This window comes from Qipengyuania sp. CAU 1752 (assembly GCF_054482615.1).
This window is the reverse complement of record NZ_JBTLRE010000001.1, coordinates 2,245,335-2,259,708: the sequence shown is the minus strand read 5'-3', so window position 1 is coordinate 2,259,708 and position 14,374 is coordinate 2,245,335. Positions and strand designations below refer to the sequence as shown.

Sequence of the window (14,374 nt, the reverse complement as noted above, 5' to 3'; positions counted from 1 at the left end):
GCGCAAGCAACGCTCATTGCGAGAGAATCGGTTTGAGCGAAGCTAATACAGCGTCCTGCCGCGCCAGAATTGTCGTCAATTCGTCGCGCGCCCCGGCGATAGCATCGCGCCGTTCCAGTTCGACGGCGCGGGCGGCAAAGAGCACGTCGAGCTCTCCAAGTGCGATGGCAGTGCTGGCGCGGAGCGAATCGAGTTCGGACAGGGCCACCTGTGCGCCTGCCCAGCGATCGCTTCCGATAGCAGAGCCGCGGGCCGCCTCTATGGTATTGCGAACGGCCGGCGCGCGCGCGGTGAAACTGGCCTGCGCCTGTTCAGCCTTTGCCAGCGCGGCCTTTACCTCGGCGAGGATGCTGGCTGGAATGGGTTCCGCTGGCTCGGGCCGAGAGGGGGTGGGGACTTCGTTCGATATCCTTTCCGCATCACGAATCGCCAGCGAGGGATAATCCGCCCCGGACGACGTGCATCCAGCAGAGAAAACGGCCATGATGGCGGGGAGGGCCAGGAAAAACGGCGAGGTATGGCGTCGGATCATGCCGACTCCCATATCATGCTGGGCCAAACCTGCCATGCGGCGATCAGTAAAAGGCCACAAATTAACGTGAGGCGCGTTGACTTTGGCCCGACCATCCCTTAACGGCACCCATCTTTCGGGGCCTCGCTATTGGCGGGTTGCCCGTCGCGCCGCTTCTAAACGGAATCGGCATAGCAATACGAATGGAAGTTAAACCGATGTTCGCAGTAGTGCGCACGGGCGGCAAGCAGTACCGGGTTGCCGCCGGAGACAAAATCGCGGTCGAGAAACTCGCTGGTGAAGCGGGCGAGACCATCACGCTGGACGACGTCCTGATGGCAGGCGAAGGCGACAATATCGCCGATGCCAGCAAGGTGACCGTTTCGGCGGAAGTCATCGCCCAGGCAAAGAGCGAAAAGGTGATCGTTTTCAAGAAACGTCGCCGCCATAATTATCGCCGCAAGGCCGGCCATCGCCAGCACATGACGCTGCTGCGCATCACCGACGTCGGTGAAGGCGGCAAGAAGCCTGCTGCGAAGAAGGCGGCTCCGGCCAAGAAGGCCGACGACGCCGCAACCGAAGAGAAGAAGCCTGCCGCCAAGAAAGCTCCGGCAAAGAAGGCAGACTCTAAGGGCGCAGCTGCCGAAACCAAGTCGACTGCTGCAGAGGCCAAGAAGGCCGCTCCGAAGAAGGCTGGCGCAACCAAAAAGGCTGCCGACAAGAAGCCTGCTGCCAAGAAGGCAGCGCCGAAGGCTTCCGGCGGCAAAGCCGACAAGAAGTAAGGATTACCGACCATGGCACATAAAAAAGCAGGCGGTTCGTCGCGTAACGGTCGCGATTCAGCCGGTCGTCGTCTCGGTGTGAAGAAGTTCGGCAGCGAAGGCGTGATTGCCGGTAACATTATCGTGCGCCAGCGCGGTACCAAGTTCTATCCCGGCACCAATGTCGGCATGGGCAAGGACCACACGCTGTTCGCGCTGACCGATGGCGTGGTGCGATTCCACACCGGCAAGATGGCGCGCAAGTTCGTGTCCGTAGACATGCTTGCCGAGGCCGCAGAATAAGCGGACGATCATAACGGGATCGTCCTCCGGGATGGTCCCAGCCGGCTGCAATGCCGGCGAACCAAGAGGGAGATGGGGCCGACCCGTCTCCCTCTTGTCGTTTCTCCCTCACGGTTCAGCGAATTTTATCGTCGCTGCCACGCGATTGCCATCTGGCTGCCTTATATCCTGATCGGGGATCAGGTGCGCGGGGCGACGAGGAGAGAGACATGTTTCATCGCACCCCAAGACTGCTGTTGCGACCGGTCTGGCCCGAAGACTGGCGGATGTTACTGGCCGGGATCGCCGACGAAGGCGTCGTCCGCAACCTGGCGCGGGCTCCATGGCCTTATACGGAGAGGGATGCGCAAGCATTCGCCGCATCCCCGGTAAGCGACCCTCGTTTCCCTCGCTTCCTGTTGACCATGCCTGGTGAGCAGGGGTCGCAATTGGTCGGGTGCTGCGGCATCGACGGTCGGGAAGGCGTGGTCGAGCTAGGCTACTGGATCGCTCGCCGGTTCTGGGGGCAGGGCTTCGCCACCGAAGGCGCGCGCGCTGTCCTCGATATCGCGGCGATTCTGGGCCACGAACGGATCGTCGCGGGGCACTATCTCGACAATCCCGCCTCAGGCCGAGTCCTGCGCAAGCTTGGCTTCCAGCCAACTGGCCGGACCGAGCAACGTGACTGTCTGGCGCGGGGACGGCCGACCGAGGCAGCCATGTATGAATTGCGTTTGCAGACTGTCGGAGATGATGCAGTCGCAGCCTGAATGCTCGTTTAAAGTTGAAAGGCTCCGCAACTGGTTGCGGGGTCTTTCGTGTTTTCGTCCAGTTCGCGGTTGCGAAATTATTCCGCTGGCATCAACGCGTCTTCGAAATCACCCTCATAGACCTTGATAAGAGCGCGATCGTCTTCGTTCCATGGATGGAAGCCGGGCATGAAATAGGCCAGCCAGCCCGGGACAATACGACGCAGGAAACCTGGCTTTACCAACAGGTATTGCGCTAGCTTGAAGCGCCATTTCCATCCCGTGAGGCCATCCTGCGCGAGCAGTTCCATGGTGTCCTGTGTCCGGTGCCGGATGAAGCGGACGGTCACCAGCATCATCATCAGGCTCTTTACCTTCCAGCGCCTGAACCGGCTCCAGTCGCGCGTGGCGTGGAGCCATGTGTCGTAGGCAACGCCTTTGTGTTCAACCTCTTCAGCAGAGTGCCAGCGCCACAAATCACCCAGATCGCCGTCGGCGCCCTCGAGATAGGCGGGATTGCCGAGCAGTTCATGGCCTAGCATGGCGGTGAAATGCTCCAGCGCCATGGTCGCGGCGAGGTTGAGAATGAGCGGACGGCCTTTCAATTCGGCAAGGAGTTCCGCAACGCGGGCGTCGATGGCATCGATATCGTAACCATGGTCGCTCGCCATGCGATTGAAGGCGACATGTTCGCGCGTGTGGTTGATCTCTTGCTTCACAAACGCGCGGATTTCCGACGCGAGCTGAGGATCCGCGCCGTCACGGAACGCCTTCACCGATTCGATGAAGAATGCCTCGCCACGCGGGAATGTGGCCGACAGCGCATTCATCCATGCAGTACCAACCGGATCGCCGCCAAGCCACCAGCGGCGGGCGTCGATCCCGCGTCCGAACCGACGGTTGCGAATGGTGATTTCGAGATCGTCGGGAGTCGGAGTCTGCCGGGATTCTGCAGCAATGAGGGTAGACTGGGCGTTCATAAAAGGAACCTGACATATTTCTTACTGACACTACTGTAAGTAACTTCTACTGACATTAATGTCAACAAGCGCCCGACTGGCTCTTGCCGCCTGCAGAGTAGGGTTCTAGCGTTCAACACAATCGATCGCGAGAAACAGGAACCCCCATGGCCATACGCAAACGACTTTCGCCCGAGGAATCGCGCGCAACTGCGTTGCAGGCAGCTCGCAAGCTTTTGATTGAGGCTGGTCCGCAAGCGGTTACGCTAAAGGCGGTCGGAGCGCGGGTGGGACGCACCCATGCCAATTTGTTGCATCACTTCGGTTCGGCCGCAGGGCTGCAACGCGATCTTGCCGCGCATTTGGCTAACACGGTCTGCGAAACGGTTGCCGAAGCCATTCGCGCCAGCCGTGCCGGGCTTGGCTCCCCGCGCGAAGTGGTCGATCTTGCCTTCGATGCGTTCGAGCGGGAAGGCGGCGGAGCGTTGGTAAGCTGGATGCTGGCTACTGGCCACGAAGATGCCATCGAACCGCTGATCGATACCATCCACGGTATGGTTGATGACCTTCACCCCGAAGAAGGGGACCATGAAGAGACGATGGCCGCCCACCGCGTCACCCACACGGTCGTGCTGTTGGCGCTCGGCCAGTCGCTGATCGGCGCATCTCTGGCGAAATCGCTGCAACTGCCTGCATCGGCCGCCCGCGATATCGCCGAGCAATTCGTTACGCAGTCGCTCGCCCTCAGGGCCCAGACAGTCGAGAGTTAGTTTTTCGGCGCTTCGAGCCGCATCCAGTCGGGCACGAACTCGGCGGGAATATCCGGGATACGCAGATGGACGACTGCCAGACCCAGAGCTTCATGCCGCGTCTTGATGCGTTTTTCATCGGCAGCATCGAACGGCAGGACCATTAGTCGCCGATTGACCTTCTGCCGCCAGTTCATACGGGCGGTATTTTCCTGCCCGACATAGCAGCCCTTCTCGAAACTCACCCCGTTGAGCTCCACCGCGTTTGTTTCCAGCCATAGGATATCGCCCAGCTCGGCGCGGCCTTCTGGCACCCCCTGCGTCAAACGGTGCGTATTCCAGGCCGCATCGGCCGGTTCGTCATTGTCGGAAGCAGGGGCGAGCCAGCGCTGGCCAAGAGCGGCCAGCCGCGGATCGGCTGCGCCGCCATCGCCGATATGTCCATGCCAATGCACCGCCACCTCATCATCGCGGGCGATGACGATCTTCCGTCGTAGCCGATAGAGCGACAGGCGCTTGACCAGTTCGTCGGCTGCCGGGGCCTCGCAGTCGAGCAACATCTCGCCTGAACCTGCTGGCCAGACCAGGAAATCGAACAGGGTCTTGCCCTGCGGCGAGAGCAGGCCAGCATAGACTGGCAGAGCGCCGCAGACATCGTTGGTCACCAATCCTTGCAGGAAGTCGGCGACGTTCTCGGTCTCATCCTGGGGCGAGAGGCGGATGACGGTGCGGTCAAACAGGCGGGTGGCGGCGCGGGTAGTGGTCATGGGTGCAAGTTGGCGCGTCGGGCGCGGTAATCAAGCTCGCGATTGCACAATCGCTCGTGGGTGTCGTCTACCGGCTTAGCCGCTGATCGATGGCGGCTGCCAACATGGAGCCTAGCCGCGGGCCTTGCGCAGGATAAAGAAACGGCTCGATCAGCTCGGCTTCCATCACCAGCAGGCCATTGTCGGACCCACGCACCATGTCGATCCGGGCATAAAGCGGCGGATCGAACGGCAGTGCGTCGATCACGGCCTGTGCTGCGGCGCGATCGGCAGGCGATGGATCGAAGGGTTCCTCGACGCCGCCATAAATGCTCTGCACGCGGTAATCGCCCGGCGCGGCGCGTTTGCACAATGCATGCGAGAATGCAGCTTCGACAAACAGGAATGAGTATTCCCCATCCGACTGGATCTGCGGCAGAAAGGGTTGCAGCATGGCCGGCTGGTCCATGCGCCACGAAGTGTCGAGCTTCGCCCGGTGGTGTATCGATTGCCCCTCGGCGCCTGCCCCGACCTGTCGCTTGGCGACGACGGTATCGGTGCCGAAATTATCCATCGCGGAGAGAATGTCGCTGACGTCCGGTGCCTCCACCCAACAGGTTGGTATCGTAGCGACACCGCGCGTCGCCAAGTCACGCACATATGTCTTGCTGGCGTTCCAGCGAACAACCGCGCTGCTGTTGCAGACGATGTGACCAGCCCTCTCCAGCGAATCGAGTTGGTCCAGGAATGCGCGCTCGGCATCCTGATAGTCCCACGGCGTCCCGACGAGCACGAGGGGCATGTCCGCAAAGGCTTTGACCGGGCTGCGCCAATCTATCTCGACCAGATCATGCCCCAGTTCACCCAGCGCAGGGCGCAGGGCGTCAATTTGCAGATCATGCTCGTAGGCGTCACTGCGGCGGACGGGCGAGCCGGGGTGGGTACCCGGGCAGGTAAGGAATCCAATTCGCATGGCGCGTCCGCTTACGGGCTCAATTGCTTGCTGGAAAGAGACTGCATACGGGCCTAGTGACGCGAACCATGATCGATACGCTGACCATCCGCCGTCCCGACGACTGGCACTTGCACCTGCGCGACGGCGCTATGCTGGAAGGCGTGGTGGGCTATACCGCGCGCCAGTTCGCCCGCGCCATAGTGATGCCCAACCTGTCCCCGCCGGTGACGACGAGCGCGTTGGCTGCATCCTATCGTGCGCGAATCCTTGCGGCAGTGCCGGATGGGCTGGAATTCACACCGCTTATGACCGCCTATCTGACCGACGAGACCGACGCAGACGATCTCGCGCATGGGCACGGGGAAGGGATATTGACCGCTGCCAAGCTCTACCCGGCCAATGCGACCACCAATTCGGCGCATGGGGTGACCGATGTCGAGGCGCTTTACCCGGTGTTTGAACGCATGGCGGGTATCGGAATGGTGCTGTGCGTCCACGGCGAGGTGACCGATTCCCAGATCGATGTGTTCGACCGGGAAAAGGAATTTATCAATCGCACGCTTGCACCTTTGCATGCGGCAATCCCCGACCTGAAGATCGTGTTCGAACACATCACCACTCGCGATGCGGTCGATTTCGTGAAAGCAGCTGGTGAGAATGTGGCCGCAACGATCACCCCGCAGCACCTGCATATCAACCGCAACGCCATGCTGGTTGGCGGCATCCAGCCGCATAACTACTGCCTGCCAGTGGCCAAGCGCGAATCGCACCGGCTGGCCTTGCGCAAGGCAGCGACCTCGGGCGCGGCGAAGTTCTTCCTTGGTACAGACAGCGCACCCCATGAGAAACACGCGAAGGAAAGCGCCTGCGGGTGTGCCGGAATTTTCAATGCGCCCTTCGCGCTGGAAAGCTATTGCGCGGTATTTGACGAAGAGGACGAACTCGACCGGTTGGAAGCCTTCGCGTCGCTCAACGGCCCTGCGTTTTACGGCCTGCCTGTGAACGAGGAGACGGTGACGCTGGACCGCCTACCTCACACCGTCCCCGATACACTCGATACGGTAGGTGGCACATTGGTGCCCTTCCACGCTGGGCAGGAGCTCAAGTGGCGGCTGGCTTAGGTTTGCGCCTGCTCCACAGATCCCATACGAATATCGCCAGTGCGGTCCAGATCAGGGCGAAGCATACTGCCTGAGCAGGCAGCAGCGGCTGGCGGAAAACCGTGAGGCCCAGGATGAAGACGATGCTGGGCGCCAGGAACTGGATGAAGCCCAGCGTCGAGTAATCCATCCGCCGTGCGGCGATAGCGAACAGCAACAGAGGCACGGCGGTAAATATTCCGCCCGCCATGATGGCAAGGCTCAGCCAGAGCGAATCATCGAAGCTCGAACCGTTTGCACTGGCGGCATACCATGTCACGATCCCCATCGAGGGCAGCAGGAGGATGGCGCTTTCGACGGTCAGGCCCGGCAGTGAGCCGACAGACACGCGCTTGCGCAGAAGGCCGTAGGTGCCGAAGCTGAAAGCCAGCGTCAGGCTGATCCACAAGGTCGTCAGCGCACCACTCGCCAGCACCGCCACGCCGGCTGCTGCAATGCCCACGGCAATCCATTGCAGCCTGCTCAGTTTCTCCGACAAGAGCAATGTTCCGAGCACGACATTGAGCAAGGGGTTGATGTAGTATCCGAGACTGGCGGCATAGACCTCGCCGGTCTGGATAGCCCAGACATAGACGAACCAGTTGATTGCGATCAGCGTCGCGCTGGCAGCCAGTATCGTCATCGCGCGGCGATCAAACAGGGCAGAACGCACGTCGCGCCACTGTCGCCGCACAAGCACGATCAGGAGACAAACGGGCAGCGTCCACACGATCCGCCAGGCGACGAATTCAAAGGGTGGAACGCTGGCGACCACGATCAGGTAGAGCGGCATGAAGCCCCAGAGGACGTAAGCCCCCAGCGCTGGGGGAAGGCCCGACGGCTGGTGTTCGGTTTCAGCGCTCATCGCCGCGCCGTAGGGGCTGGCTCAAAGCCCTGCAAGCCACGCTTCAACCATCAATTTCATTCGCTTCATCGAATTCTTCGATTCTGACTGTGATGTTGCACTCTGTTCAGAAAGCAGGGCGTAAATCTGAACGCATCGGACGACTCGTGGTTACCGCCGCCCGACCGGAAACAGGTTCGAAGAAGGATTTACAAAGATGTTCAAGACGTTCTCAGGCACCGCACTCGCTATCGCCGCTTCGGGTATGGTCGTTGCGACCCCGGTCGCGGCGGCACCTATCAACCACTCTGCCCCGGTCACCCAGTCGACCTATGCTGCACCGGGTTATGCCAACTCGGCTTGGGAAACCGAGACCGCCGAGCACCACCGTCGTTGGCACAAGAAGGGCAAGAAGGCGAAGCACGGTTACCGCGACTATGACGACCGCCGCTATGATGACCGCCGCTATGATGACCGTCGCTATGATGATCGTCGTTATGATGATCGTCGTTATCAATCGCAGAATTATTATGGCGAGCCGGTTCGCCGCGACACCCGCGTATGGCGCGGCCAGGACGGCAGCTACTATTGCCGCAAGAGTGATGGCACGACCGGTCTCCTGATCGGCGGTGCCGTGGGCGCCCTTGCTGGTCGCGAAATTGCTCGTGACCGGACGCTCGGCGCGATCCTTGGCGGTGCAGCGGGCGCTTTGCTCGGCCGCGAAATCGACCGCGGAAACTCGCGCTGCCGCTAAATCCGACTTCGACCCTTCGGGGTCAGAGCGCGGCACCCCACCAAGCCGCGGAAGACGCCTCGCCCACGGATTTTCCGGGGCGGGGCGTTTTCGATTCCGGATACGAATGATCACGGCCGGCCATTGACGTGGTTTTTACACTCGTTGGCCTATGGGCGAATGATGCGTATCTCGGTTGTTCTTGCTTGTTTTACTTTCACGGCTTCCTGCGCCGAACATGCGGAGGCTCCGGAAATCGTGCCCGAGCGCGACCCCGCCACTATCCAGGCGTTGGGGGACCAGATCATGGTCGACCCGGACCTCGCCCGGCAGAACGAGGCCAATGCTGCGCTTACGGGTGGATTCGATCATTCGATTCCCCCCGTGGTCGAGACCCGCGAGGCGATTGCTGATGCGCAGCTAGAGGCGGCCGACCTGGCCGGTGGAAGCCGTAATCTTATTCCCCTCGGCAAACCCCGAGTGGTTAAGGCACCAATACCCGCAAATGTAAGGTATTCGGTTCTCGAACTCGCCAAGTTCACTGGCGCCCCTTCGGCCTGTGTCGAGGCTGCCAGTTATACCGCGCAGTGGGCGGGGCGAATGTCCGAGGTGTTTCCGATTTATCCTCGCGGCAACGCTATTGAGGCCGCCGGAATCGATAACTCTCGGTGTGCCTTGCGCGCCGTAAGGTTCCTGACGCCGGTCGATGGCCGCGCCGTGCTCACTTTCTACGCCGCCAAGGCAAGGAAGGCCGGTCTGCCCCGGAGCCATGTCCTGCAAGGTGATACCGAGATACTTCGCGGCCGTGCTGGCAAGCGCCAATTCGCTGTACACGTAAGTCAGCGCCCATCGGGGCTGAGCGAAGTCGGGCTGGTGACTAGCGAAATGTAACGCACAACCAGCGCTGGATCCTCACGCGTCCCGGAAACCGACACCTACGCTTGCGCGGGGCTGGTCGAGCTCGCTGCTCGCTACCGGATAAGCGCAGTAATCGGCGGCGTAATAGGCAGCCGGGCGATGATTGCCGGACAGGCCAATGCCTCCGAAGGGCGCCTTTGACGATGCGCCATTGGTCGGCTGGTTCCAGTTGACTATGCCGGCACGAATGCTGGCCCAGAACTTACTGTAATCCTGAGGCGTGCCCCCGATGAGCGATGCGCTGAGGCCGAAGCGCGTATTGTTGGCTTCGGCGATGCCTTCGGCGAGATTCTTGACCTTGATAACCTGCAACAGGGGGCCGAACAGTTCCACGTCGGGCCGGTTCTCAATCTTGGTGGTGTCGATGATGGCCGGGCTGAGAAACGGCAGATTGTCATCGGCACGGGTCATGTGCTTGATCGCCTTGCCGCCGTTGGAAAGAAAATAGAGGAAGCTTTCGACCAGTTGGTCGGCGGCATGGTTGTCGATCACGCAACCCATGAAGGGCTGAGGTTCGGCAAAAGGTTCGCCCACTATCAATCGGTCGGACAGCCGCTTCACTTCTTCGACGATTGCATCGAACATGCTTTCGACTACGATGAGCCGACGCGCCGCAGTGCAGCGCTGGCCGGCGCTAGTGAAGGCCGACCGCACGATCAAGATTGCCGCATCGGTCACCAGAGGCGTGTCGGCGACGACGATCGGATTGTTGCCGCCCATTTCCAGCGCCAGGATCTTGCCCGGATTGGTCGCCAGCTTCTTGTTGATGGCGATGCCGGCCTGGGCAGACCCGGTGAACAGCACTCCATCGATACCGCGATGCGCGACCAGTGCTTGCCCCTCTGCGGGGCCACCGGGCAGGAATTGCGCAACCGCCGCCGAAATGCCGGCTTTGTTGAAGCACTTCATCAACAATTCGCCAACTGCCGGGGTTTTCTCGCTAGGTTTGAAAATCACGACGTTGCCGGCGATCAGAGCAGGCACGATGTGTCCGTTGGGCAGATGGGCGGGGAAATTATAGGGCCCCAGCACCGCCATCACGCCATGCGGCTTGTGCCGCACCGCTGCCGTACCACCTAGAGCGCTGTCGAGTTTGCGCTGTCCGGTCCGCTCGGCATAGGCGGAAACCGAGATATCGACCTTGTTGATGACGGCTTCGACCTCAGTCCGGGATTCCCACAAGGGTTTGCCCGTCTCTTTCGAGATCAGTTCCGCCAATTCGTCACTTTTGGCACGCACTTCATTGGCGAAGCGGCGGCACAGCTCGATTCGGGTGGCAAGCGGTTTGGCAGCCCAATCGGGCCAAGCGCGGCGGGCTCGGTCGACTGCGTGCTCAACGTCGCCAACCTTCCCGCGCCACAGTTCTTCACCCGTGGCCGGATCGAGGGAGATGATTTCGTTCTGGCTCACGCGACTCGGTTCTATCTGGATCGGCGCCGGGCGTCGCCCGGCTCATGCTGTGGGTGGGTTCTAGCGTAATAGCACACTGGGTCAATTCAGTGCGTTAATGGAGCTATCGTCCCGATGGCCCTGCGGTGTCGGCGGCTGCCCGTGCGCTTCGGCTACAATGCGAAGACGCGCAATCTTGTTGTGGAGCGGTTGCCAGTCGTCGCGATCAGCTATTGCCGACCACAGGGTCTCGACCTCTTCTATCAACATGGATTCGGGTTGGGATTCGTCCCAGTAGGGATGATCAAGCGCGCTGCTTGATGGTTCGAATGCCGCCATGACGTCAGCCAGTGCGCCGTCGGCTTTGCGGCTTCCTCGGTGACGGTAGAAAAACTCGTCGGGCTGGACTTTCTCTTCGCGCAGGCTCCGCTCGCAGGCAGCGACCAGTGCGGCGTCGGCCTCGACGCCTCTCGATTCCAGTCCAAGCCGCCAACACCACCTGCGTCCGATGGCTTCGGCATAGAGCGGGCCGAAGCGATTCATTGCTGCGATCAAGGGCTCAGCTTCAACCAACGCGCGCAGAGCCACTGCCAACTGTCCGCAGTTCCAGTGCAGTGCTTCGGGCTGGCGACCGAAGGCATAGAGCCCCTGCTGGTCGAAATAAGCGGCGGTAAAGCCGGGATCCCATGCCGGCAGCCAGCGCCATGGCCCATAATCGAAGCTTTCGCCGGACACGTTCATATTGTCGGTGTTGAGAACGCCGTGAACGAATCCGGCCACCATATAGCTGGCGGCAAGGTCGGCCAGCCGTTCGACGACTTGGTGCATCAGTTGCACCGCCGGTTCGTCGCGACCGGGAGCGTCTGACGGCGGCGGCGGGCCGGGAAACTGCTCGAGACAATAGTCGACCAGTTGCGCCATGTGATCGGCCTCTTCCAGCACCAAAAGCCGCTGGAAACTGCCGATGCGGATGTGCGAATGGCTGAGACGGACCATCACAGCAGAGCGCGCCGGTGAAGGCTCGTCGCCGCGCTCCAGTTCTTCACCAGTCTCGACTACGGATAAGGTCCGCGAGGTGTTAACGCCAAGAGCTTCGAGAAATTCAGTGGCAAGGATCTCGCGCACCGCGCCTTTGAGCGTCAGACGCCCGTCGGCGGTACGGCTATAGGGGGTGGTCCCCGAACCCTTGGTGCCGAGGTCAAGCAATCGGCCGTCTTCATCGCGCAATTGAGCAAACAGGAATCCGCGGCCATCGCCGATCTCGGGATTATACACCCGGAATTGGTGTCCGTGATAGCGCAGCGCCAGCGGCTGGGGCAGCGAGCCGGGCAGGGGTTCGAACCGGGCGAAATGGCGGAGCCAGTCCTCGTCCGAAAGAGTGCCGATGCCAATATCGGCAGCGGCGCGGTCATTGCGAAAGCGCAAGATCGCCTGCGGGAAATCGGCCGGGGTTACGGCATCGGCAAGCCAGCTCGCGACACTGTCGATAGCACGCTGCGGACGATAGTTGGCGGCTTGCGGTTCTGGGCGCATCCAGCGATAGTGGGGACGAGAGCTTGCCAGCGCAAGCGCGGGGCAGCAAACTTAACCGGGCCTAACCTTCTTGATCGAACCCACTGATCCCGCACCGGCCCCGGCCGACCGCCACTGGAAGAGCGAAGACGGCCTGACGCTGCATTTCCGCGATTATTCAGGGGATGCGAGTTCCCTGCCGGTCTTGTGCCTGCACGGCCTCACCCGCAACGCGCGTGATTTCGCCGAACTCGCCGCACATATCGCGCCTGGGCGCAGGGTCATCGTGCCCGAAATGCGCGGTCGCGGTATGAGCGATTATGCCCGTGATCACGAAAGCTATAATCCGGCCCAGTATGTCGCCGATGTGGAGCGGCTGCTCGTTCAGGAAGGCATCGAACGGTTTGTTGCCATCGGCACCTCGCTGGGCGGATTGATGACGATGCTGATGGCGGCGACGACGCCGGGGCGGATTGCGGGGGCGGTTCTCAACGATATCGGCCCCGAGGTCGAGCACGCCGGGCTGGAGGCTATTCGTGGCTATGTCGGGCAGGGGCGCAGTTTCGAAACTTGGATGCACGCAGCGCGAGCCTTGCGCGAGGTGCATGGCAACGCGCATCCAACCTTTACCATCGAGGACTGGCTGGACATGGCAAAGCGGGTGATGGTCCTGGGGCAGGGCGGGCGGATAGCCTTCGACTATGACATGGGGCTGGCCGAACCCTTTGCCGCAGGCGGTGAAAATGCCGCGCCTCCCGATCTCTGGCCAGCCTTCGAATTGTTGGCGCGGGAGCCGGTTCTGCTCGTGCGCGGGGCGCATTCCAACATCCTCGGCGAGCGAACCGCGCAACAGATGCAGGCCCGCAGTCCAAAGGTCGAAATCGTCACTATCGGAGATACGGGCCATGCTCCGCTGCTGACCGAACCCGAAGCAGTGGACGCAATCGATCGGCTGTTGGCAAGGGTCCCGTGAGTACGCGCATCCTTCACTTGCACTCGACCTTCGCGGCCGGGGGGAAGGAATTGCGCTGCGTCCAACTCATCAATGCTTTCGGCCCGGCGGTCGATCACACGATCGTATCCGGCGAGCCGGAAGCCATCGGAGCGTCGCATCACGTATCGAGCACCGCCAGCGTTTCTTATCCGCGCGATTTCCCCGCCTTGCGAGGCCGCCCCTGGCCCGGTCGGCTCATGACCATGGCAAAGGCCATGCAGGGTTACGACCTGATCCTGAGCTACAATTGGGGGGCAATGGATGCGGTGATGGCGCACACATTGTTCAGTGGCGTGTTGAAGTTACCGCCGCTGATCCATCACGAGGACGGTTTCAACGAGGACGAGCAGCATCGCCTGAGGCTGAGCCGCAATATCTATCGCCGGCTTGCCCTGGCCCGTGCGCGCCGGCTCGTGGTACCCTCACAGACACTGGAGAAAATTGCGTTGCAGGCCTGGGCCCAGCCGAGGTCTCGAGTCGTCACGATTGCCAACGGCATCGACACGGCAGCATTTGGTCAGGCGCCGCAGCACGATGCGCTAGGCGGAATTCTCAAACAAACAGGAGAACTGTGGGTCGGCACCCTGGCAGGGCTGCGGCCGGTCAAGAACCTGCCCCGATTGGTGCGGGCATTTGCAGCACTGCCCGAGCCGTGGAAGCTGGTTATTGTTGGCGAAGGGCCTGAGGAGCGCACCATCCGTGCCGAGATTGACCGGCTTGGCCTTGCTGACAGGGTCATGCTGCCTGGTTTTGCCGCCAGTCCGGCGCGCTATGTTGGCCTGTTCGATATCTTTGCCTTGTCGAGCAATTCCGAACAATTTCCCATCTCGGTGGTCGAGGCCATGGCGGCGGGGCTGCCGGTTGTTGCGCCTGCAGTGGGCGATATTTCCGAGATGGTCGCGGCCGAAAATGCCCGGCACATCGTCGCGCCAGGCGATGAAAAAGCTCTCGGCGATGCATTGACGGATCTCGCTTCGAACGGCGCACGGCGTGCGGCCATTGGCGCCGCCAATTTGGCGCGGGCCCGGGCGGAGTATGACCAGGAATCGATGATCGCCACCTACCGCCAACTTTATGGCGATGCCGTCGGGCAAGAGCTGCCGGATTGACCCCGCGCTTCACCCTGCGTTCAC

Annotated in this window: 16 protein-coding genes; 9 read left to right on the top strand and 7 right to left on the bottom strand. The window is 61.4% G+C overall.

Translation table 11 applies throughout. The annotated features are described in order from the left end of the window. Window positions 1-13: 13 nt before the first annotated feature. The gene (locus ACXYL9_RS10995; protein WP_459039534.1) at window positions 14-532 is read right to left on the bottom strand and encodes a hypothetical protein; all 519 of its coding nucleotides are present in this window, start codon (window positions 530-532) and stop codon (window positions 14-16) included. Between the two features lie 197 nt (window positions 533-729). Here ACXYL9_RS10995 and rplU point away from each other — a divergent pair, with 197 nt between their 5' ends. The 3 genes from rplU to ACXYL9_RS10980 all read left to right on the top strand — a co-directional run bounded on the left by rplU (window position 730) and on the right by ACXYL9_RS10980 (window position 2,324). Then, window positions 730-1,293: a 50S ribosomal protein L21 gene (gene rplU, locus ACXYL9_RS10990; protein ID WP_459039895.1), complete on the top strand. Its 564-nt coding sequence runs from the start codon at window positions 730-732 to the stop codon at window positions 1,291-1,293. A 12-nt stretch (window positions 1,294-1,305) separates the two neighbouring features. Then, window positions 1,306-1,575 carry a 50S ribosomal protein L27 gene (gene rpmA / locus ACXYL9_RS10985; protein ID WP_459039533.1) on the top strand — a complete coding sequence of 90 codons (270 nt, stop codon included), beginning with the start codon at window positions 1,306-1,308 and terminating at the stop codon, window positions 1,573-1,575. Window positions 1,576-1,784: 209 nt separating this feature from the next. Continuing rightward, window positions 1,785-2,324, top strand: coding sequence for a GNAT family N-acetyltransferase (locus tag ACXYL9_RS10980; RefSeq protein ID WP_459039532.1), 540 nt, complete (start codon window positions 1,785-1,787; stop codon window positions 2,322-2,324). A gap of 77 nt (window positions 2,325-2,401) precedes the next feature. Here the strand turns inward: ACXYL9_RS10980 and ACXYL9_RS10975 are convergent, their stop codons facing one another. Beyond that, on the bottom strand, window positions 2,402-3,283 hold the full coding sequence (locus ACXYL9_RS10975; protein WP_459039531.1) for a metal-dependent hydrolase: 882 nt from the start codon (window positions 3,281-3,283) through the stop codon (window positions 2,402-2,404). A gap of 146 nt (window positions 3,284-3,429) precedes the next feature. Between ACXYL9_RS10975 and ACXYL9_RS10970 the strand changes: the two genes are divergently transcribed. Then, the gene (locus tag ACXYL9_RS10970) at window positions 3,430-4,032 is read left to right on the top strand and encodes a TetR/AcrR family transcriptional regulator (RefSeq protein WP_459039530.1); all 603 of its coding nucleotides are present in this window, start codon (window positions 3,430-3,432) and stop codon (window positions 4,030-4,032) included. Here ACXYL9_RS10970 and ygfZ read toward each other — a convergent pair. Next, entirely contained in the window at window positions 4,029-4,778 is a 750-nt protein-coding gene (gene ygfZ / locus ACXYL9_RS10965; RefSeq protein ID WP_459039529.1) for a CAF17-like 4Fe-4S cluster assembly/insertion protein YgfZ, read from the bottom strand. The genes ACXYL9_RS10970 and ygfZ overlap by 4 nt on opposite strands. Window positions 4,779-4,845: 67 nt before the next feature. Beyond that, entirely contained in the window at window positions 4,846-5,730 is an 885-nt protein-coding gene (locus ACXYL9_RS10960; protein WP_459039528.1) for an ATP-grasp domain-containing protein, read from the bottom strand. Between the two features lie 68 nt (window positions 5,731-5,798). Between ACXYL9_RS10960 and pyrC the strand changes: the two genes are divergently transcribed. Further along, window positions 5,799-6,833: a dihydroorotase gene (gene pyrC / locus ACXYL9_RS10955; RefSeq protein WP_459039527.1), complete on the top strand. Its 1,035-nt coding sequence runs from the start codon at window positions 5,799-5,801 to the stop codon at window positions 6,831-6,833. Here pyrC and rarD read toward each other — a convergent pair. Beyond that, complete coding sequence (gene rarD, locus ACXYL9_RS10950; protein WP_459039526.1) at window positions 6,814-7,716, bottom strand: EamA family transporter RarD; 903 nt, start codon at window positions 7,714-7,716, stop codon at window positions 6,814-6,816. The genes pyrC and rarD overlap by 20 nt on opposite strands. 196 nt (window positions 7,717-7,912) lie before the next feature. Between rarD and ACXYL9_RS10945 the strand changes: the two genes are divergently transcribed. Then, window positions 7,913-8,449, top strand: coding sequence for a glycine zipper 2TM domain-containing protein (locus ACXYL9_RS10945; RefSeq protein WP_459039525.1), 537 nt, complete (start codon window positions 7,913-7,915; stop codon window positions 8,447-8,449). 159 nt (window positions 8,450-8,608) lie between these two features. Continuing rightward, window positions 8,609-9,319, top strand: coding sequence for a hypothetical protein (locus ACXYL9_RS10940; protein ID WP_459039524.1), 711 nt, complete (start codon window positions 8,609-8,611; stop codon window positions 9,317-9,319). Window positions 9,320-9,340: 21 nt separating this feature from the next. On the opposite strand, the gene astD is transcribed toward ACXYL9_RS10940, so the two are convergent. Both astD and ACXYL9_RS10930 read right to left on the bottom strand, forming a co-directional pair. Next, the gene (gene astD / locus ACXYL9_RS10935; protein ID WP_459039523.1) at window positions 9,341-10,756 is read right to left on the bottom strand and encodes a succinylglutamate-semialdehyde dehydrogenase; all 1,416 of its coding nucleotides are present in this window, start codon (window positions 10,754-10,756) and stop codon (window positions 9,341-9,343) included. 81 nt (window positions 10,757-10,837) lie between these two features. Then, window positions 10,838-12,268, bottom strand: a complete 1,431-nt coding sequence (locus ACXYL9_RS10930) for a protein adenylyltransferase SelO family protein (RefSeq protein ID WP_459039522.1) — start codon at window positions 12,266-12,268, stop codon at window positions 10,838-10,840. 73 nt (window positions 12,269-12,341) lie between these two features. On the opposite strand from ACXYL9_RS10930, the gene ACXYL9_RS10925 reads away from it, so the two are divergent. Both ACXYL9_RS10925 and ACXYL9_RS10920 read left to right on the top strand, forming a co-directional pair. After that, window positions 12,342-13,220: an alpha/beta fold hydrolase gene (locus ACXYL9_RS10925; protein ID WP_459039894.1), complete on the top strand. Its 879-nt coding sequence runs from the start codon at window positions 12,342-12,344 to the stop codon at window positions 13,218-13,220. Beyond that, window positions 13,217-14,350, top strand: coding sequence for a glycosyltransferase family 4 protein (locus tag ACXYL9_RS10920; protein ID WP_459039521.1), 1,134 nt, complete (start codon window positions 13,217-13,219; stop codon window positions 14,348-14,350). The genes ACXYL9_RS10925 and ACXYL9_RS10920 overlap by 4 nt, the downstream gene beginning before the upstream one ends. The last annotated feature ends 24 nt before the right edge of the window (window positions 14,351-14,374 follow it).